Source organism: Sphingomonas sp. S2M10, from assembly GCF_012650175.1.
In the GTDB taxonomy this organism is placed as follows: domain Bacteria; phylum Pseudomonadota; class Alphaproteobacteria; order Sphingomonadales; family Sphingomonadaceae; genus Sphingomonas.
The window spans coordinates 148,738-168,372 of the sequence record NZ_JAAILI010000086.1; the positions used below are offsets into that span (position 1 = coordinate 148,738).

The 19,635-nt window shown below is 69.3% G+C and carries 18 protein-coding genes; 7 read left to right on the forward strand and 11 right to left on the reverse strand.

What is annotated here, in order from left to right:
* The first annotated feature begins 55 nt into the window (after nucleotides 1-55).
* Nucleotides 56-943 carry a peptidylprolyl isomerase gene (locus S2M10_RS21675; RefSeq protein ID WP_168847927.1) on the forward strand — a complete coding sequence of 296 codons (888 nt, stop codon included), beginning with the start codon at nucleotides 56-58 and terminating at the stop codon, nucleotides 941-943.
* A 3-nt stretch (nucleotides 944-946) separates the two neighbouring features.
* Here S2M10_RS21675 and S2M10_RS21680 read toward each other — a convergent pair whose 3' ends face one another.
* Genes S2M10_RS21680 through S2M10_RS21695 form a run of 4 tightly spaced genes read right to left on the reverse strand, consistent with a single transcriptional unit; the run spans nucleotide 947 to nucleotide 4,449 of the window.
* Nucleotides 947-1,540 (reverse strand): ABC-type transport auxiliary lipoprotein family protein, encoded by a 594-nt coding sequence (locus S2M10_RS21680; protein ID WP_168847928.1) that lies wholly within the window; start codon nucleotides 1,538-1,540, stop codon nucleotides 947-949.
* A gap of 22 nt (nucleotides 1,541-1,562) precedes the next feature.
* Nucleotides 1,563-2,528 (reverse strand): MlaD family protein, encoded by a 966-nt coding sequence (locus tag S2M10_RS21685; protein WP_168847929.1) that lies wholly within the window; start codon nucleotides 2,526-2,528, stop codon nucleotides 1,563-1,565.
* Nucleotides 2,528-3,343 (reverse strand): ABC transporter ATP-binding protein, encoded by an 816-nt coding sequence (locus tag S2M10_RS21690; protein ID WP_168847930.1) that lies wholly within the window; start codon nucleotides 3,341-3,343, stop codon nucleotides 2,528-2,530. Before S2M10_RS21690 ends, S2M10_RS21685 begins: the two co-directional genes overlap by 1 nt.
* Entirely contained in the window at nucleotides 3,340-4,449 is a 1,110-nt protein-coding gene (locus S2M10_RS21695; protein ID WP_168847931.1) for an ABC transporter permease, read from the reverse strand. Before S2M10_RS21695 ends, S2M10_RS21690 begins: the two co-directional genes overlap by 4 nt.
* Before the next feature lie 61 nt (nucleotides 4,450-4,510).
* On the opposite strand from S2M10_RS21695, the gene S2M10_RS21700 reads away from it, so the two are divergent.
* From S2M10_RS21700 to S2M10_RS21710, 3 genes are all read left to right on the forward strand, one after another.
* Entirely contained in the window at nucleotides 4,511-5,188 is a 678-nt protein-coding gene (locus tag S2M10_RS21700; protein WP_168847932.1) for an HAD-IB family hydrolase, read from the forward strand.
* Between the two features lie 93 nt (nucleotides 5,189-5,281).
* Nucleotides 5,282-6,994, forward strand: a complete 1,713-nt coding sequence (locus tag S2M10_RS21705; protein WP_168847933.1) for a histidine kinase famiy protein — start codon at nucleotides 5,282-5,284, stop codon at nucleotides 6,992-6,994.
* Nucleotides 6,991-9,585, forward strand: coding sequence for a PAS domain-containing protein (locus S2M10_RS21710; RefSeq protein WP_168847934.1), 2,595 nt, complete (start codon nucleotides 6,991-6,993; stop codon nucleotides 9,583-9,585). The genes S2M10_RS21705 and S2M10_RS21710 overlap by 4 nt, the downstream gene beginning before the upstream one ends.
* 1 nt (nucleotide 9,586) lies before the next feature.
* Here S2M10_RS21710 and S2M10_RS21715 read toward each other — a convergent pair whose 3' ends face one another.
* The 4 genes from S2M10_RS21715 to S2M10_RS21730 form a co-directional block, all read right to left on the reverse strand.
* Nucleotides 9,587-10,594, reverse strand: coding sequence for a glycosyltransferase family 4 protein (locus tag S2M10_RS21715; protein WP_168847935.1), 1,008 nt, complete (start codon nucleotides 10,592-10,594; stop codon nucleotides 9,587-9,589).
* Between the two features lie 97 nt (nucleotides 10,595-10,691).
* Complete coding sequence (locus S2M10_RS21720; RefSeq protein WP_168847936.1) at nucleotides 10,692-12,371, reverse strand: alpha-amylase family glycosyl hydrolase; 1,680 nt, start codon at nucleotides 12,369-12,371, stop codon at nucleotides 10,692-10,694.
* A gap of 256 nt (nucleotides 12,372-12,627) precedes the next feature.
* The gene (locus tag S2M10_RS21725) at nucleotides 12,628-13,743 is read right to left on the reverse strand and encodes a glycosidase (RefSeq protein WP_168847937.1); all 1,116 of its coding nucleotides are present in this window, start codon (nucleotides 13,741-13,743) and stop codon (nucleotides 12,628-12,630) included.
* Between the two features lie 37 nt (nucleotides 13,744-13,780).
* Complete coding sequence (locus S2M10_RS21730) at nucleotides 13,781-14,077, reverse strand: chorismate mutase (RefSeq protein WP_168847938.1); 297 nt, start codon at nucleotides 14,075-14,077, stop codon at nucleotides 13,781-13,783.
* 81 nt (nucleotides 14,078-14,158) lie between these two features.
* Here S2M10_RS21730 and S2M10_RS21735 point away from each other — a divergent pair, with 81 nt between their 5' ends.
* The gene (locus S2M10_RS21735) at nucleotides 14,159-15,172 is read left to right on the forward strand and encodes a polyprenyl synthetase family protein (protein WP_168847939.1); all 1,014 of its coding nucleotides are present in this window, start codon (nucleotides 14,159-14,161) and stop codon (nucleotides 15,170-15,172) included.
* Nucleotides 15,173-15,194: 22 nt separating this feature from the next.
* Here the strand turns inward: S2M10_RS21735 and S2M10_RS21740 are convergent, their stop codons facing one another.
* The gene (locus S2M10_RS21740) at nucleotides 15,195-15,413 is read right to left on the reverse strand and encodes a hypothetical protein (RefSeq protein WP_168847940.1); all 219 of its coding nucleotides are present in this window, start codon (nucleotides 15,411-15,413) and stop codon (nucleotides 15,195-15,197) included.
* A gap of 60 nt (nucleotides 15,414-15,473) precedes the next feature.
* On the opposite strand from S2M10_RS21740, the gene hrpB reads away from it, so the two are divergent.
* The gene (gene hrpB, locus S2M10_RS21745; protein ID WP_168847941.1) at nucleotides 15,474-18,017 is read left to right on the forward strand and encodes an ATP-dependent helicase HrpB; all 2,544 of its coding nucleotides are present in this window, start codon (nucleotides 15,474-15,476) and stop codon (nucleotides 18,015-18,017) included.
* Between the two features lie 11 nt (nucleotides 18,018-18,028).
* Complete coding sequence (locus tag S2M10_RS21750; RefSeq protein ID WP_168847942.1) at nucleotides 18,029-18,310, forward strand: ETC complex I subunit; 282 nt, start codon at nucleotides 18,029-18,031, stop codon at nucleotides 18,308-18,310.
* 206 nt (nucleotides 18,311-18,516) lie between these two features.
* Here the strand turns inward: S2M10_RS21750 and S2M10_RS21755 are convergent, their stop codons facing one another.
* Entirely contained in the window at nucleotides 18,517-19,044 is a 528-nt protein-coding gene (locus tag S2M10_RS21755; protein ID WP_168847943.1) for an NUDIX hydrolase, read from the reverse strand.
* Between the two features lie 10 nt (nucleotides 19,045-19,054).
* On the reverse strand, nucleotides 19,055-19,635 hold a 581-nt coding region (locus S2M10_RS21760; protein ID WP_168847944.1), incomplete at its 5' end, for a hypothetical protein.

The following is a 19,635-nucleotide window of genomic DNA, read 5'->3' on the forward strand; positions in this document are numbered from 1 at the left end:
CCTACCGTTCCTTGGGCGGCTAGGCAAGCGCCCGTTGCCGTGCCAAGCTTTCCCCATGGCAAAAACCCTGCTCGCCCTCGCCGCGACCCTCGCCGCCGCCCCGCTCGCCGCCCAGAATGCCCCGCAGACCGCCGTGCCGCCGCGGCCCGCGCCTGCGGCGGCCGAGCCTGCGCCCGAGGACTGGCGCGACATCCCCGATGACGAGATCCTGCTGATCCAGTTCGCCAACGGCAAGCAGGTCGCGATCCGCCTCGCTGCGCGGTTCGCCCCGGCGCATGTCAGCAACATCCGCAAGCTCGCCGCCGCGCGCTGGTGGGACGGCGAGAGCGTCTACCGCGTGCAGGAGAATTGGGTCGCGCAGTGGGGCGATGCCACCGAGAAGAAGCCGCTCCCTCCCGAGATTATTGCCCGCCCGCCTGCTGAATTCGAGATCGGCGCCTTCACCCCCGCGCAGCGGCTGCCCGGGGCCGACTCCTATGCGAGCGCGACCGGCGTCACCGCCGATGGCTGGCCGATCGCCACCGACGGCAAGGCGGCCTGGCTGACCCATTGCTACGGCATGGTGGGCGTCGCGCGCGACCAGCTGCCCGACACCGGCACCGGATCCGAGCTGTTCACCCCGATCGGCCAATCGGCGCGGCGGCTCGATCGCAACTATACGGTGGTCGGGCGCATCATCGAGGGGATGTCGCTGCTCTCCTCCCTGCCGCGCAGCGACGCCGCGATGGGAGTCTATGCGACCGAAGCCGAGCGGACCGGCATCGTCTGGGTACGGCTCGCCAGCCAAGTTCCGCCCGACGAGCGGCCGCACTTCCAGGTCCGCGCGACCGATAACGCCCGCTATGCCGCGATGCTCGCGCTGCGGCTGAACCCGGCACCGCCGACGGTGGCGACCGGGCTCAACGTCTGCGACCTGCCGGCAGCGATCCGCCGCCGGCCCTGACCGTTACTTGCCGACCCAGTCCGCGACCTGGTCCGCGACCTGGTTGGCGGCCTGGTTGAGCGCCGGGCCGACCGTGGCGGTGTCGATCGCGGCGACCGGCACGCGCGCCTCGAAGCGGCGGCGTTCGAACGCCTGGGTGCCTTCGCGCCCCAGCGCGGCATCGAAGGTGACCACCGCTTCCATCCGGGTCGCGTCGACGCCGAAGCTGCGCAGGTCGCCGCCCAGGCTCGCGCTCGGGGTGGAAAGCGACTGGCGGCGGCTCAGCACGATACGGCCGGTGCGCGCGGCGACGGTGTCGGCGAGCAGCCGGCCGAACAGGCTGGCGGGCCCTTCGACCCATTGCGCATCCTTCACATAGGCGATCGTGGTGCCGCCCGGGCCCGAATGGACCGGCACGCGGGTGGTCGCCAGTTCCTGCGGCGCATTGACCGGGCCGATCGTCACCGCCTTGACCGTGCCCGACTGCTGGACCTCGCCCGCCGGCAGCACCGCCGCCGGCTGCAGCGTGAGCAGCGAGGCGGGCGGCTTGGCCGCGAAGGAAATGCAGCCGGACAGCGGCACGGCGGCGAGCAGCGCGGCGATGGCGGGCTTGTTCATCCGGAACCTCATTGCTTCGGCCTCACTTCTTCGGCTTGTAGGTGGGCAGCGCAGGCGCCCCGATCAGGCTGGAGGCGCCGCCCTGATCGAGCTTGTGCGCGACGCTGGTGAGCGCCAGCGACATCTCGCGCAGATCCTGCACCAGCTGGCCGACCTCGGGCATCGTCTTGTTCGAGAAGGTCTGGATGCCCGGACGGGCATCGCCGATCGTCGCGTCCAGCGTCTCGACGCTCTTGCGCGCCGAAGTGATGGTGGCGTTCAGGTTGGCGATCGTCGGCTTGATATCGCTCGACACCAGGCCGTTGGTCGTCTCGGCAAGCTGGCCGATCTGCTGGGCGGCCATACCCGCCTGCTGGATCGCGACGCGCGTCTCGGCCAGCGTCGCGGCGATCTCGGGCCCGCGATCCGCCAGCGACTTGGTCAGCCGGTTGGTATTGGCGAGAATGCCCGAAATCGAGGCCTGGTTCTTCTCGTCGAGCAGGTCCGAGACGCGCTCGGTGAGCGTGGTCAGCCGCTCGAGCAGCTTCGGCGCCGAGCTCAGCAGCGCGCCGAGGCCGCCCTGCTTGGTCGGGATCACCGGCACGCCCAGCGGGCAGGCGGCGCGGGGATTGTCCCTGGGGCACTCGATCGGGGGCTGGCCCTTCACCGCACCGTCCAGCTGAACGGTGCTGGGCCCGGTGAAGCTGCCCTGGATGGTGGCGTTGGTGCCTTCCAGGATCGGCACGTCGGGCTGCACGCTGATGCGCACGCGCACCAAGCTCGGGTCCGGACGCCAGAACTGGATTTCCTTCACCTGGCCGGCGGGCACGCCCGAAAAGCTCACCGAGGAGCCGCGGCTGAGCCCGTCGACCGACTGCTTGAAGAAGATGTCATATTCGCGCTCGTCGCCGCCGCCCAGCCGCGACAGCCAGACGATGAACAGACACAGCACCGCCAGCAGAATCAGCACCACCGCGCCGACCAGCACATGATTGGAACGCGTTTCCATCAGCCCCTCTTATCCTCATGCACCGGCCGGTTCGGGCCCGCGACCGCGGCGCGCCCGCGCGGTCCGTTGAAATATTCCTGGATCCAAGGATGGTCCAACGCCAGCAGCTCCGGAATCGTGCCCACCGCGATCACCCGCTTGTCCGCCAGCACCGCGACGCGGTCGCAGATCGCGTAGAGCGTGTCGAGATCATGGGTGATCAGGAACACGGTGAGCCCGAGCGTCTTCTGGAGCGACGCAGTCAGCTCGTCGAACGCCGCCGCGCCGATCGGGTCGAGCCCGGCGGTGGGCTCGTCGAGGAACAGCAGCTCGGGATCCAGCGCCAGCGCACGGGCCAGGCCGGCGCGCTTCTTCATGCCGCCGGACAGCTCCGCCGGATATTTGGGGCTCGCCTCCGGCGGCAGGCCGGTCATCACCACCTTGTAGGCGGCGATTTCCTCGAGCAGCGCCTGGTCCAGCCCCGGATAATATTCCTTGAGCGGCACCTGGACATTCTCGGACACCGTGAGCGTGGAGAACAGCGCGCCGCCCTGGAACAGGATGCCCCAGCGCTTGCGAATGTCGACCGCCTCGGTCTCTTCGCGGCCGATCGTGTTCTCGCCGAACACCTCCACCGTGCCGTCGAGCGGCGGCTGAAGGCCGATGATCGAGCGCATCAGCACCGATTTGCCGGTACCCGACCCGCCGACGACGCCGATGATCTCCCCGCGGCGGACGTCGAGGTCCAGCCCGTCATGAACGATCTGCTCGCCGAAGCCGTTGCGCAGGCCGCGGACACGGATGATGCTTTCCGGCGCATCCATCTGGTCGCTCATATCCAGCCCACATTGGTGAAGAACACCGCGAAGAAAGCATCGAGCACGATCACCAGGAAGATCGCCTGGACGACCGCAGTGGTGGTGCGCTGGCCGACCTGTTCGGCATCGGCTTCCACCTGCATGCCGTGGAAGCAGCCGGCCATGGCGATGATCGCGCCGAACACCGGCGCCTTGACCAGGCCGACCCAGAGATCGGTGAGCGGCACCACTTCGCGGATGCGCTGGATGAAGGTGATCGGTGGAATGCCCAGATCCACCCAGCAGAGCAGCCCGCCGCCGAGGATCGAGATGATCGAGGAGTAGAAGCCGAGCAGCGGCAGCATGAACACGACGGCAAAGACGCGCGGCAGCACCAGCGCCTCCATCGGCGAGACGCCGATCGTGCGCATCGCGTCGATCTCTTCGGTCAGCTTCATCGTGCCGATCTGGGCCGCAAAGGCCGATCCCGAGCGGCCGGCGATCATGATCGCGGTCATCAGGATGCCGAGCTCGCGCAAGGTGAGGCGGCCGAGCAGGTTGATCGTGTAGATTTCCGCGCCGAACTGGCGCAGCTGCACCGATCCCTGCTGGGCGATGACGATGCCGATCAGGAAGCTCATCAGCCCGATGATGCCGAGCGCGCCGACACCGACCACTTCGAAGCGCTGCACCGTGGCGTTGAAGCGGAACCGGCGCGGATGGGTGACGACGTGCCAGAAGGCGAGCACCGTCGCCCCCATGAAGCCGAGCAGGCCATAGAGCGTCTTGCCCGAATTGATCACCGCAGCGCCGATCTCGTTCAGCGCGCGGGTGAACGAGCCGGGCGGCGGCGGCGGCAGCTGGATCGGATGCTCGGCGGCGACGACCTGATCGAGCAGATGCTGCTCGTCGGCGTTCAGGCCCTCGATCGCCGCGCCGCGATCCCGGGCGAAACGGTGGATCACCCACGCGCCCACCGTGTCCATTCGGCCGACGTCGCGGAGATCGAGCCGGGTAACGGCGCCCTCCACCCTGTCCAGCCGCGCCGGCAGATCGCCCAGGCAGGCAAGCGAAAGATTGCCGGAGAAGCGGAGCACCGCCTCGCCGTTGTCGTCGGACCGTTCAAAGTCGGCGGGTGCCCTCATCGAAACCCCCTTTCCGCGATTCTGGCTGGAACGGCAAGTTCCTCCGTGGCTAGAGAGCGCAATGCAACGCCTCGCCATCTACGACATGGACAAGACCATCACCGCGAAACCGACCTGGACCCGGTTCCTGCTGCACGTGGCGCGCACCCGCGCGCCGTGGCGGCTGGGGCTGTTTCCGGTGGTGGCGCTGGGCGGACTGGCCTATGTTGCCCGCCGGATCGATCGTGCCGGGCTCAAGCGACTGTCGCACCGGCTGCTGCTGGGCCGCGCGCTGCCGCCCGCCGAGATGACCGCCGTTGCCGAGGCCTTTGCCGAGCTGGAGCTGAGGAAGGGCGTGCTGCAGGGGGCCCGCGCACAGATCGAAGCCGATCGCGCCGCGGGCTGCCGGCTGGTGATGGCGACCGCCTCGCATCATTATTATGCCGAGGCGATCGGCAGGCGGCTGGGCTTCGACGATGTGATCGGCACCAATGCGAAGCGGGACGGGCAAGGACATATTCTCTCCGAACTCGAGGGCGAGAACTGTTACGGGCCCGTAAAGCTCCACATGATCGAAAATTGGCTGGCGGCCGAGGGGCTGCGGCGCGCCGACTGCCATGTCCGCGCCTATTCCGACCATGTCTCCGATGCCCCGCTGCTCGAATGGGCGGACGAGGCCTTCGCGGTGAACGCGCACGGTCCGCTGGCGATGCTGGCCAAGACACGCGGCTGGTCGCAACTGGACTGGCGCAGGGCCTGAGTTTTTCCTAGCACTTCCAAAAGGTTCGCAACCGAAACGGCGTTTCACGCATTTGTCTGGCGGGTTGCCGAGATCACTGAGGAAGCAGGACGCGTGCAGAGAGACGACGAGCACCAGCCGGCCGCGACCGGAGAACCGGCAGGCGATCTGAAGGATTCCACCTCCTACAGCCCTACCGGCAACCATCCGACCCACCATTGGAAGCGCGCGGTCATCGGCGCACCGGGACTGGGCGATCGCAGCACGGTGTTCTTCGCCGCGCTGCAGATGACGCGGATGCCGATGATCCTCACCGATCCGCGGCAGGACGACAATCCCATCGTCTTCGCCAACAAGGCGTTCCTCGATCTGACCGGCTATGAGGAGGGCGAGATCCTCGGCCGCAACTGTCGCTTCCTGCAGGGGGCCGAAACCGATCGCGATGCCGTGGCCGAGATGCGCGCCGCGATCGATGCCAAGGAAGCGATCGCGCTGGAAGTGATCAATTATCGCCGCGACGGCAGCTCCTTCTGGAACGCGGTATTCATCGCCCCGGTGCTCGGGCCGGATGGCGAGTTGCTCTATTTCTTCGCCAGCCAGCTCGACGTGACGCGCCGGCGCCAGTCGGAACAGGCCTTCCGGCAAGCGCAGAAGATGGAGGCGATCGGCCAGCTCACCGCCGGCCTGGCGCATGATTTCAACAACCTGCTGCAGGTGGTCTCCGGCAATATCGACATCGTGGCGGGGCAGGTGGAGGACGAGCGGCACCAGCGCCTGCTGACCAATGCAGCGCGCGCCGCGGATCGCGGATCGAAGCTCACCCGCCAGCTGCTCGCCTTCGCGCGCAAGACCCGGCTTGAGCCCAAGACTGTCGACATGAACCAGCTGATCCACGAGTTCGGCGACCTGCTCGACAATACCGTCGGCGCGCAGATCCGGCTGGTCACTGCGCTCGAACGGCGGCTTCCGGCGGTGCAGATCGATCCCACCCATATGGAAATGGCGATCCTCAACGTGCTGCTCAACGCGCGCGACGCCATGCCCCGGGGTGGCACCGTCACCATTTCCACCCGGCTGTGGAAGCTGAACGGCGACGCGCCGATGCACCAGCTGCCCGAAGGCGACTATGTCGTGCTCTCGGTTCGTGACGAGGGCACCGGCATGCCCGACGATGTCCGGCGCCGCGCGACCGAGCCCTTCTTCACCACCAAGGGCGCCGAACGCGGCACGGGGCTCGGCCTTGCCATGGTGCATGGTTTCGTCCAGCAATCGCTGGGGCGGCTGGAGATCGACAGCGCGCCGGGCGAGGGGACCGAGATCCGCATGCTGTTTCCGGTCGCCAGCGCGATGACCGGCGCCACGCCGCCGCCGGCCCCTGTGTCGAGGCAGGCGCCCGGCCAGGGTGCGGCCGGCGGCAGCGAGACGATCCTGCTGGTCGAGGACAGCGACGACGTCCGCGCGCTGGCGCAGGAGCAGATTGCGGCGCTCGGCTACCGCGTGGTGCTGGCCGCCAGCGGCGAGGAGGCGCTGGAGCGGCTGAAGACCGAAACGATCGATCTGCTGTTTACCGACATCGTCATGCCCGGCGGGATGAGCGGGCTCGAACTGGTGGAGCAGTTCCGCGCGCGCCATCCCGACACCCCCGTGCTGATGACCACGGGCTATAACGAGGACCTGGTGGCGGACATTCCGCGCGGGACCCATCTCGACGTGATCGGCAAGCCCTATCGCCGGGAGCAGCTGGCGGACCGCATCCGTGCCGCACTCGATCGGCGCACGGCCGGACCTCGCCGCGACGTCAATCCCATCGTGCCGGCCGAGGGATGAGCGCGCCGGCGGGCATCGACGCATCCGGCGGAAACCCGCTGGATCGGCTGCTCGCCGCGCGCGATTGGTCGACTTCGCCGCTGGGGCTGCCGGAGAACTGGCCGCAAAGCCTGCGCGACGCGCTCGCGGTGCTGCTGCCGTCGCATGCCCAGATTGCGCTGTTCTGGGGGGCGGACTATGTTGCGCTGTACAACCCCGCCTATGCCCAGACGATCGGGAACAAGCACCCGGACGCGCTCGGCAACCCTGCCCAGCCCTATTGGGCGGAGAGCTGGGACGAGCTGGGGCCGATGCTCGCCCATGTCCGCACCACCGGCAGGACGCTCTCGGCGCGCGACCGCCGCTTCTACACCGAACGCTATGGTTTCGGCGAAACCGTCTATTTCGACATTTCGCTGTCTCCCGTGCGCGATGAGCATGGAGCGGTCGCCGGGGTGATGTCGGTCGTCTCGGAGACGACCGAGCGGGTCAAGGCCGATCGCCGGCTGCGCGAGAGCGAGGCGGCGCTGCGCGCGAGCGAGGCGCTGGCGCGGGAGCAGGCCGACGAACTCGCCGTCATGTACGACAATTCGCCGGTGGGGCTGGCGGTGCTCGACACCGATTTGCGCTACGTCCGCATCAATCGACAGCTTGCCGAGTGGAACGGTCTGTCGATCGCCGAGCATATCGGCCGGCATGTAAGCGAGATCGTGCCCGAACTTACCGATCAGGTGGTGGCAGCGCTGATCCGGGTGCTGGGCGGCGAGCCGCTGCTCGGCATCGAGATTACCGGCCCGACGCGGGGGCGGCCCGACGGCCGCTCGACCTGGCGGCAGAATTGGGTGCCGGTCTATGACTGGGACGGCAAGATCCACCAGATCGCGATCTCGTGCGAGGACGTGACCGAGGAGCGCCGCGCCCAGGCCGCGCTGGAGACGCTCAACCGTGTCGGCGCGGCGCTGTCGGCCGAGCATGATCTCGAACGGCTGGTGCAGATGCTCACCGATGCCGGTGTCGAACTCACCGGGGCGAGCGTCGGCGCCTTCTTCCACAACGTGATGGATGAGAGCGGCGAGCGGCTGCACCTGTTCACGCTTTCGGGCGAGGAACGCGAGCGCTTCGAATCGCTGGGGCGCCCGCGCGCGACGGCGGTCTTCGGGCCGATCTTCCACAATGTCGTGATGCGCTCCGACGACATCACGCGGGAGCCGGAATATGGCCGGAATGCCCCGCATCACGGCATGCCGCCGGGCCACCCCGTCGTTACCAGCTATCTCGCCGTCCCGGTCGTATCGCGCGACCGTTCGGTGCTGGGCGGGCTGCTGTTCGGGCATCCGCTGCCCGGTCGGTTCACCGCGCGCCACGAGGCGCTGGCCCGCAGTCTCGCCGCCCAGGCCGCCGTGGCGATCGACAATGCCCGGCTGCTCGCCGACGTGCGCGCCGCCAACGAGACGCTGGAACGTCGCGTCGAGGAGCGCACCGCGGCGCTGCGCGAGACCGAGGCGGCGCTGCGCCAGAGCCAGAAGATGGAAGCGATGGGCCAGCTGACCGGCGGCGTGGCCCACGATTTCAACAACCTGCTCACGCCGATCATCGGCAGCCTCGACCTGATCCTGCGCAAGCGCGGCGACGATCCGGTGCTGCACCGGCTGCTCGACGGGGCGATGCGATCGGCCGAGCGGGCGAGCACGCTGGTGCAACGGCTGCTTGCCTTCGCGCGGCGCCAGCCGCTCCAGCCCGCCCCGGTCGACATGATTGCGCTGGTCGACGGGATGGTGCCGCTGCTCGCCAGCACGCTGGGCCCCAAGATCGCGCTGTCGGTCACCAAGCCCGAGCAGCTGCCGCCTGCCCGGGCCGATGCCAACCAGCTGGAAATGGCGCTGCTGAACCTCGCGGTGAATGCCCGCGATGCGATGCCGGAGGGCGGTGCGCTCGAGGTTCGGCTGGGACTTGGCGACGCGGAGGCGGCGCCGACGCCGCTCGCGCCCGGGCACTATGTCCGGCTGGCCGTGCGGGATACGGGTGCGGGCATGGACGCGGCGACGCTCGCCCGCGCGGTCGAGCCGTTCTTTTCCACCAAAGGGGTAGGGCGCGGCACCGGCCTCGGCCTTTCGATGGTGCATGGCCTGGCAAGCCAGCTGGGCGGCACGATGGGGCTGGCGAGCAAACCCGGCGGAGGCACCGTGGTCGAGCTGTGGCTGCCGGTGAGCGACGACGCGCCCGCCGCCCTCGCCGCCCCCGCCCGCCACGAGCCGCACGATGGCGCCGGCACGGTGCTGCTGGTGGACGACGAGGACATCGTCCGCGGCACCGCGGCGGAGATGCTGCGCGCGCTCGGCTACGCGGTCGAGCAGGCGGAATCGGCCGAGGCGGCGCTGGTGCTGCTCGACGGCGGGCTGGTCCCCGATCTGCTGGTGACCGATCATCTGATGCCCGGCATGACCGGCACCGATCTCGCCCGGGAACTGCGATCAAGGCTGGGCGCGGTGCCGACGCTGATCGTCTCGGGCTATGCCGATGTCGAGGGGCTGGGGCGCGACTTCGCGCATCTCCCCAAGCCCTTCCGCCAGGCCGATCTCGCCCGCGCTCTGACCCTGCTCGGGGTGCGCTGAACTATCCGCTGAGGATGCGGCGGTAGAGCGCGATATAGGCGTCGGCCATCGCCGCCACCGAGAAGCGCGCCTCGATCGCGCGACGGCAGGCGGCGCGATCGATCGACGCCGCGCGCGCGACCGCGGCGACCGCCTCGTCCGCCGAGCCCACCAGCAGGCCGGTTTCGCCGTCGTCGATCAGTTCGGGCATCGAGCCGCGGCGGACCGCGATCACCGGGGTGCCGCACGCCATCGCCTCGATCACCGACAGGCCGAAGGGCTCGTCGAAATTGATCAGGTGAAGGAGGGCGCGGGCGCTGCCGAGGGCGCGGATGCGTTCCTCGCCGCCGACCGGGCCGTGATAGACGATGCGGTCGTTCAGGTGCGGCTGGACCGCACGCTCGAAATAGCCCTGGTCCTGGACGATGCCGTAGAGGTTCAGCCGGCGGCCCGTCGCCTGCGCGACGGCGATGGCTTCCGCCGCGCCCTTGTCCGGGTGCATCCGGCCGAAGAACAGCAGGTCGTCGCTGCCTTCGGCATCGAAGGCGAAGGCGTCGAGCGGAATGCCGTGGTGGATCGTCGCGGCATAGCGCAGCGCCGGATGCCGATCGGCATCCGAGATCGCGACATAGTGTACGCGCTCCTCGAACGGCTTGTACATCGGCAGGATGCGCTCGGAGGAGAAGCCGTGGATGGTCGTCACCATCGGCGTGTCGATCAGCGGCGTATAGGCGTGGGCGGGGAAATCGGCCTGGTTGTGGATCAGGTCGAACTCGGCGGCGCGGGCGAAGAGGTGCGACTGTTGGGCATATTCCCATACCTTTGCGTCGATCGCCGGATCCTCCGCATAGCCGCGCGGGACGACCCCGGCGAGGCGGGCGGTGGTGACCGAGTCCTGCGTGGCGAACAGGGTGACGTCGACGCCCTTGGCAACCAGCGCCTCGGTGAGCAGGCTCGTCACCAGTTCCCAGGGGCCGTAATGCCGCGGCGGGGTGCGCCATGCGATCGGGGCGAGCATGGCGATCTTCATGCGATCTCGTGCCCCCGCGAAAGCAGGGGTCCAGGGTTGGAGAGCGAATCACGTGTGGCACTGGGCCCCTGCTTTCGCAGGGGCACGGGGAGGATGGTCATGCGAGCAGGATGCCTTGGTTCGGGGCGAGGGGGAGGGCAGCGCCATCCACAATCCCGCCGTCATCCCCGCGCAGGCGGGGATCCATTGGTGGGAACGCTCCGGTGCCATCCCCGGCCGCACTGGCAAATGGATCCCCGCCTGCGCGGGGATGACGGGTGGGGGGTGTCGTAAGCGCTGGAGAAAGCGAACGCGCCCATTCCGGCAGTGCCAGCGTCTGCGGCGCATCGGACAGGTTGAGCGCCACCAGCACGCGCGCGTCGCCATGCCGCCGTTCGTACGCCAGCACCGCGCCGTCGCTCGAAACCGCATGCCAGCTCCCTACGGACAGCGCCGGGTGCGCCCGCCGCAGCTGGAGGAGCGCGCGGGTTAAGGCCAGCATCGAGTCCGCCGCTTCGCGCTGCGCCATCACGTTGCGCTCCGCCCAATCGGGGTTGAGCGGCAGCCAGGGCTCGACGCTGCTGAACCCGGCATGCGCGCTGGCATCCCAGGGCATCGGCGTGCGGACCTCGTCGCGGTTGAACGCGGTGTCGGGCTCGCGCAGCGCCTGAGGGTCGCGCACCCTGTCGGCCGGGATCGCCACATTCGTCATGCCCAGCTCGTCGCCCTGATAGAGCGTCGGCGTGCCGCGCAGCGTGAGCAGCAGCATCATCGCGACAGCCGCCTGCGCCGACCCCACCCGCGAGGCGACGCGCGGCTTGTCGTGGTTGCCGAGCACCCAGTTGGGCCAGCCATCGGCGGGCAATGCATCCTCATAGTCGGCGATGAGTCGGGCCAGCGCCGCGGCGTCCCATGCTGCGTCGAGCAGGTGGAAGTTGAAGGGCAGGTGCACGCCGTTGCCGCCCTCGCCATAATAAGCGACGAGGCGGGGGATCGGCAGGTAGATCTCGCCGATCAGCACGCGCTCGGAATAGTCCTCCGCGACGCCACGCATCGCGGCGATGATCTCCATCATCTCGGGCTGGTCGGCGGAATGCGCCGGCAGCAGCCGCTCGATATCCTGCATGCCTTCGCGCCAGTCCGGGTTGGCGGGATTGTCGGGGAAGTCGGGATGCTTGATCGCCAGCCACAGCACGTCGATGCGGAACCCGTCGACGCCGCGATCGAACCAGAAGCGCATCGCCGCCAGCATCGCCGCGCGCAGGTCCGGATTGCGCCAGTTGAGCTCGGGCTGCTCCTTGAGGAACTGGTGAAGATAATATTGGCCGGTTGCCGCGTCCCATGCCCAGGCGCTGCCGCCGAAAAAGCTCTGCCAGTTGTTGGGCGGACCGCCATCGGGGGCGGGATCGCGCCAGATATACCAGTCGCGCTTGGGGTTTTGCCGGGAGGACCGGCTCTCCAGGAACCAGGGATGCTCGCTCGAGCTGTGGTTGGGCACGAAATCGAGCAGCAGCTTGAGGCCGCGGGCATGCGCGGCATCGCGCAGCGCCTCGAAATCGGCGAGCGTGCCGAAGCGCGGATCGATCCCGCAATAATCCGCCACGTCATAGCCGAAATCGGCCATGGGCGAGGGGAAGATCGGCGACAGCCACACCGCGTCGACGCCGAGATCGACCAGATAGTCGAGCCGCGCGGTAATGCCCGCCAGATCGCCGATGCCGTCGCCGTTCGAATCGGCGAAGGAGCGGGGATAGACCTGGTAGATCACGCCCGTCTGCCACCAGAGGGGGTCGGTCATTGGGGATTCCTCGCGACAATTCCTCCCCGGAACGGGGAGGGGGGTGTAGCTGCCGACAGCGATGTGCCGGGGGCACATCGCGGCAGCGAAACCGGCTCGCGAAGTGAGCCGTGGGCGCAGCATGGTGGAGGGGCCGCCGCGGCACGCGGCGGTAGTCCGACGCGCGTCCCCCGCACCGCGCCTGCGGCGCGGCCCCTCCACCACCGCCTTCGACGGCGGTCCCCCTCCCCGTGCCGGGGAGGAATTTCAGGGCCACTCACCGGAATCGCGCCTTCGGGATATGCGTGATGCGGCACGCCAGATCCGCCTCGCCGCTCGCCACGATGTAGCGCTCGCCGGCATCGACCAGCCCGGTGGTGAACACCACCGGCGTCGGCAGATACAGCTGGTGGGCGATGTCTGCGGTCAGCGCCGGATTGGCCTCGAGCAGCGGCACCTTGTCCTCCTGCCGCAGAATCACGCTGGGATCGTCGCGGTCGAGCAGCGCCCAGAAGCTGCGATAGATGCCGACCGATTCGCGCTTCTCGACGCCGTGATAGATCAGCAGCCAGCCCGCATCGGTGAGCACCGGCTGGCTGCCGCCGCCGATCCGCTGGTTCGAGCTCGATCCCTTGCGCGCGCGGAGGCCCGGCTGGTCGAGCGGCTTCCAGTGCAGCCCGTCGGGCGAGCGGGCGAGGTGGATCGACGGGCCGCCCAGCCAGGGGGACTCCTCCGGATAGGCGAAATAGACCTCGCCGAGCGGCCGGGTCAGCGCATGGAAGAACCCGCCGATCCGGCCCTCGAACAGCAGCATGTCCTTGTTCTGGTGGTCGAGTACCACCCCGAGCAAGTCCCAGTCGAGCCCGTCGGTCGAGCGGTACATGGCGGTGCAGTGCCGCTCCGCCGAGACGCCGCACACCGTCATCCAATAGGTGCCGTCGATCAACGTGATCCGCGCATCCTCGACGCCGTAATCCATGTACGAGGCGCTGGGTGCGATCGCCTTTTCGTAATGCACCGCCACCACCGTACGGGCATCGGCATCAAGCTCCACCGGCAGCAGCCAGGAGAGCGAGGTAAGCCCGAGCAGCTTGGGATTGCGGTGCTTGAGTGCGAACTGGCGCGGATCGGCCATGTCGAGCCCCGCCACCGGATGGGCATCGAGCACAGTGCCCGAGGGCGTCCAGCGAATCGCCCGCGCATGGCCGTCGACCACCGGATCGCGCAGCGCCTCGGCCACGCGCACCATCAGCAGCAGGTTGCCGTTCGGCAGCCGTGCGAAGCCCGGATTGAACGCGCCGAGCACATAGGTCGGCTCGTCGATCCCCGCGCGCAGCGGCGAGCGGGTCAGGTCGACATCGTCGGGCCGGAAGATCAGATAATCGTCGTGCAAGCGCTCGCCCCCTCGGGTTTCACGCCCAGCAACGGAGTCAGGCCCCCGGGGTTCCGGCTTCCTGCGCCTGGCGGTGGTGCCGGATCACCTCGTCGATGATGAAGCGCAGGAATTTCTCGGAAAATTCAGGATCAAGATCGGCATCCTGGGCCAGCGCGCGCAGCCGGGCGATCTGCGCCTCCTCGCGGCCGGGATCGGCGGCCGGAAGGCCGGTTTCGGCCTTGTAGCGACCCACCGCCTGGGTCACCTTGAACCGCTCGGCGAGCATGAAGACGAGCGCCGCATCGATATTGTCGATGCTCTGGCGAAAGCGGGTCAGCGTCGCGTCGGTCATGGCAATCTCCTTTGCCGCTGCGGCACGGCCATGCAAGCGCCTCTTGCCTTTGCAAGGCACAAAGGCCAGAGGCACCTGCATATGAGCGCTACCGTCCACCGCCTGGGGTCGCGAACCCAGCCCTCGCTCGATCCGATCATGGCGCTGGTCGCCCAGGACATGAACCTGGTGAACGCGGTGATCCTCGATCGCATGCAGTCGGAAATCCCGCTGATCCCCGAACTCGCCGGCCATCTGATCGCCGGCGGCGGCAAGCGGATGCGGCCGATGCTGACGCTGGCGAGCGCCCGGCTGCTCGGCTATGCGGGCACGCGCCACCACAAGCTGGCGGCGGCCGTGGAGTTCATCCACACCGCGACGCTGCTCCACGACGATGTGGTCGACAGCTCGGACCTGCGCCGCGGCCGGCGCACCGCCAACATCATCTGGGGCAATCCGGCCAGCGTGCTGGTCGGCGACTTCCTGTTCAGCCGCTCGTTCGAGCTGATGGTGGAGGCGGAGAGCCTCAAGGCGCTGCGCATCCTCTCGGGCGCCAGCGCGATCATCGCCGAGGGCGAGGTGAACCAGCTCACCGCGGTGCGCCGGATCGACCTGTCCGAGGATCGCTATCTCGACATCATCGGCGCCAAGACGGCCGCGCTGTTCGCCGCCGCCTGCCGCGTGGCGGGCGTGGTGGCCGAGCGGCCCGAGGCGGAGGAGCTTGCGCTCGACGCCTATGGCCGCAACCTCGGCATCGCCTTCCAGCTGGTTGACGACGCGATCGACTATGTCTCGGACGCATCGACCATGGGCAAGGATGCCGGCGACGATTTCCGCGAAGGCAAGATGACGCTGCCGGTGATCCTCGCCTATGCGCGCGGCAACGAGGCGGAGCGGTCTTTCTGGAAGGAAGCGATCTCGGGCCGTCGCATTACGGACGAGGATTTCGCCGAGGCCATCCGGCTGGTGCAGAGCTGCCGTGCGGTGGACGACACGCTGGCGCGTGCCCGCCATTACGGGCAGCGCGCGATCGATGCGCTGGGCGGCTTCCGCGCCTGCGAGGCGAAGGATGCGATGGTCGAGGCGGTCGAGTTCGCGGTGGCGCGCGCTTACTGACGCGCGCCACCTCGCCCGGGGATCACTCCTCGGTCGACTTCTCTTCGCCTTCGTCCTCGTCCACTTCGAGCGCGTCTTCCTCGTCCATGTCGAGCACCTCTTCGATGCCCTCGACGATCAGGTCGAGCTGCTCGTAGCTCGCCGTCATCTCGATGGTCTCACCGTCCTCGTCCTCGAGGTGGAGGGTGTAATCGCCGTCGCTGTCGGGGGTGATGGTGAACTGGGAAAGGATTCGTGCCATGTCGCGCTCCTCTGGCGGTGAGTCCGCCTAACCACGCTTGTCCCGAATGGTTGCACCCCGATGACGTCCTCCCTGCCGATCCACGCGGTTTTGCCGGCGCTGCTCGATGCGCTGCGGGCGGGGAGCAACGCGGTGCTGGTCGCGCCGCCGGGGGCGGGCAAGACGACGGCGGTGGCCCCGGCGCTGCTCGGCGAGGCATGGTGCACCGGGGAAATCCTGCTGCTTTCCCCCCGCAGACTTGCGGCGCGGGCGGCGGCGGAGCGGATGGCGGCGTTGGCGGGGGAAAGCGTCGGCAAGACCTATGGCTACGCCACGCGGATGGACAGCAAGCGCTCGGCGGCGACGCGGGTGACCGTCGTCACCGAGGGCATTTTCGTCAACCGTATCCAGTCCGATCCGGAGCTGGCCGGCGTCTCCGCGGTGCTGTTCGACGAAGTGCATGAGCGCAGCCTGGACAGCGATTTCGGGCTGGCGCTGGCGCTCGACGCGCAGGGTGCGCTGCGGCCCGACCTGCGGCTGGTCGCGATGTCGGCGACGCTCGACGGCAGCCGCTTCTCGGGGCTGATGGGCGATGCGCCGGTGGTGGAGAGCGAAGGCCGCAGCTTCCCGCTGACGCTGCGTCATCTCGGCCGCGCGGCCGAGGCGCGGATCGAGGATTCGGTTGCGGCGGCGGTGCGCCAGGCGTTGCGGGAAGAGGAGGGGGGCATCCTCGCCTTCCTGCCCGGCGTGGCGGAGATCGAACGGACTGCTGAGCGGCTGGGCGACATCGGCGGCGCGGTGCTGCACCGGCTGCACGGCAGCCTGGAGCCCGCCGCCCAGCGCGCCGCGATCGCGCCCGATCCGGAGGGACGACGCAAGATCGTGCTGGCGACCTCGATCGCGGAGACCTCGCTGACGCTCGACGGCATCCGGGTGGTGGTCGATTCGGGGCTGGCGCGACGGCCGCGCTACGATCGCGCGGCGGGGATGACGCGGCTGGTCACCGAACGGGCAAGCCAGGCGGCGGTGACCCAGCGCGCCGGGCGGGCGGCGCGGCAGGGGCCGGGGAGTGCCTATCGGCTGTGGGAAGAGGCGGCGACGGCGGGGCTGCCGCGCTTCGATCCGCCGGAGATTCTGGAAGCCGATCTGTCGGCGCTGATGCTCGATTGCGCGCTGTGGGGCGTGACCGATCCGCGCCAGCTCGCCTGGCTCGACTCGCCGCCCGAGGCTGCGATCGCCGAGGCGCGCACGCGGCTGGGGGCGCTGGAAGCGATCGACGCCGACGGGCGCCCCACCGACCACGGCAAGGCGATCGCCCGCCTGCCGCTGCCGCCGCGGCTGGGGCATATGCTGGTATGCGCCAGCGCGCGCGGGATGGCGCGGACGGCGGCGGAGGTCGCGGTGCTGCTCGGCGAGCGCGGGCTTGGCGGCAATGATGCGGATCTGGAGCTGCGCCTGCGCCGATGGAAGGGCGAACGCGGCCAGCGCGCGGAGAATGGCCGCCGCCTGGCCGACCGTTGGAGCAAGCTGGTTCCCCCTCCCGCAAGCGGGAGGGGGCTAGGGGGTGGGCCCCCGCTCTCCAAGCGCGATTCCGGTGCGGATGCCGGGGGGCCACCCCCCGGCCCCCTCCCGCGCGCGGGCGGGGGAGCGCAGGGAGAAGACGTCGCCCTCTGCGTCGCACTCGCCTTCCCCGATCGCGTCGCGAAGCGCCGCGACGGCTCGGGCGAGACCTGGGCGTCGGTCGGCGGGCGCGGGTTCAAGCTGGACCCCACCTCGCCGCTCGCCCGCGCCGAGTGGCTCGCCGTGGCGGAGACGCAGGGCATGGCCGCCGGTGCGCGGATCCTCTCGGCCGCGCCGATCGACGCCGCCACGGTCGAATCGCTGTTCGCCGACCGAATCGAGACCCGCCGCACCGTCACCTTCGATCCAGCCACCGGCCGGATCGGAGCGCTGCGCGAACGCCGCCTCGGCGCGATTCGCCTCTCCGGCGGCAGCGATTCGGGCGCGACACCGGCGGAAATCGAATCGGCGTTGCTGGAAGGCGTGCGCACCCATGGCCTCCACCTGCTCCCCTGGTCCGACACCGCGCAGGCGCTCCGCACCCGCGGCGCCTATGCCGGGATCGACGCGCTGGCCGACGAAGCCCTGCTCGCCACGCTCGATTACTGGCTGCCCGCCGCGCTGGAGGGCAAGCGAAGGCTCGACGCGATTCCGCCCGAATCGCTCACCCAGGCGCTGCAGAACCTGCTCGGCTGGGATCGCCAGAAGGCGCTCGACCGGCTCGCCCCCGCGCGGTTCGAGACGCCCGCCGGCTCCTCCCACGCGATCGACTATGCCGCCGAGGCCGGCCCCACGGTGGAAGTCCGCGTCCAGGCACTGTTCGGCCTTGCCGAGCATCCGATGATCGGGGCGGGTGTCCCGCTGGTGCTCAGCCTCACCTCGCCCGCCGGCCGCCCGATCCAGACCACCCGCGACCTGCCGGGGTTCTGGAAGGGCAGCTGGGAAGCGGTGGCCAAGGAAATGCGCGGCCGCTATCCGCGCCATCCCTGGCCCGAGGACCCGGCCGCGGCCTCCGCAACGCTACGGACGAAAAACGCTGATGCAAGGGCGCGCGGGGCGCGCTAAAGGGTGGCGCCATGAAGTCCGCTCGCATTTATCAGCGCGTCAAGAACGCGATGCAGTCCGGCCGCGCCCGGACCGACAACTGGGTCCTCGAGTTCGAGCCGCACACGCCGCAGCGGCCCGATCCGCTGACCGGCTGGGCCGGCGGCGGCGAGACCGCCAACCAGGTCCGCATCGCCTTCCCGACGCTGGAAGCGGCCAAGGACTATGCCGAGCGCGAAGGCTATGCCTATCACGTCGTGCCGGCGCCGCAGCGCAAACTCAAGCTGCAGGCCTACGCCGACAATTTCCGCTGATCGCGGGTGCTTCCTCTGCCAGGAGGCGACGGGGCACCGAGACAGCGACGTAATATTCGCGGTCATCCCCGCGCAGGCGGGGATCCATTTGCCAGGACGGTTCGGATGGAGCCGTAACGAATCTACCAATGGATCCCCGCCTTCGCGGGGATGACCGGTGTGTTGGCTTATCTGACGGCGTTGTTGCTGATCCGTAGAAGCTTGTCTCAGCCGCGCCCGAGCAGCGCGCCGCTGAGCAGCAGCAGCATCTTCACGTCCACACCCATGCCCTGCGCGCGGCAATCGGCGATGAACGCGGGGAGCTCGGCCATCGGCACATGGTGGACGTTGATGTCCTCGCCATCGACGCCGCCGCCGTCGCCGATCCGGGTCAGGCCGTGCGCGCGCACCAGCGTGAAGCTCTCGCTGACCATGCCGGGCGAGGCGAAATACTCGCCGAGTTCCTCGACGCGCTCGCAGGCATAGCCCGCTTCTTCCTCCAGCTCGCGGCGCGCGGCGGCTTCGATCGTGTCGCCTTCTTCCGTGTCCCCCACCAGCCCGGCGGGGAGCTCGATCGAGCGCCGGCCCATCGGCACGCGATACTGGTCGACCAGGATCACCCGGTCCTCCGCGTCGATCGCGACGATCACCACGGCGCGGATGCCGCGGGCGCGGGCGACATATTCCCATTTGCCCTGGCGGCGCACGGTGATCCACTTGCCCGCCCAGGGGGTCTCGATCGGTTCGTCGGTCATGGGAAAGGCCTTAGAGCTCGATCAGCCGATCGGGAAGCTCGTTCACGTCGTCCGCGGCGCGCGGGAAATGTTCGGCCAGCACGGCGCCGATCTGCGCCACCGCCGCCGCCATCCCATCGGCGACGCGGCCCTCGCGCACCTCGGCGAGCAACGCCGCCATCGCCGCACCCCATACTTCGGGGGTGACGCGCGAATGGATCGCCGAGTCGGCGAGGATCTCCGCGCGGTGCTCGGCGAGGCTGAGGTAGAGCAGCACGCCCGTCGATCCGGTCGTGCGCTTCTCGGCCGCGGTGCGGAACAGCGCCAGCGCGCGAGCATGGACCCGCCGCGTCTTGATAGAACCCGGCGTCAGGGCGATCCGCAGCGCGTCCTTGGCTAGCGCGACGCGGACGACCAGAAAGCTGAGCGCGGTCACCGCCAGCGCGGCGGTGAGATACCAGTGCGCCGGCACGGTCTGCGCCCAGGGATCGATCATCCGGCTGTGCAGCCACTCGATCGGCGCGGGCTGCCAGGCGAGCAGCGCCAGCACCAGCAGCATCGCGAGCACCGCCCAGTGCAGCGCGACATCGGCATAATCGTCCGAGCGGCGGG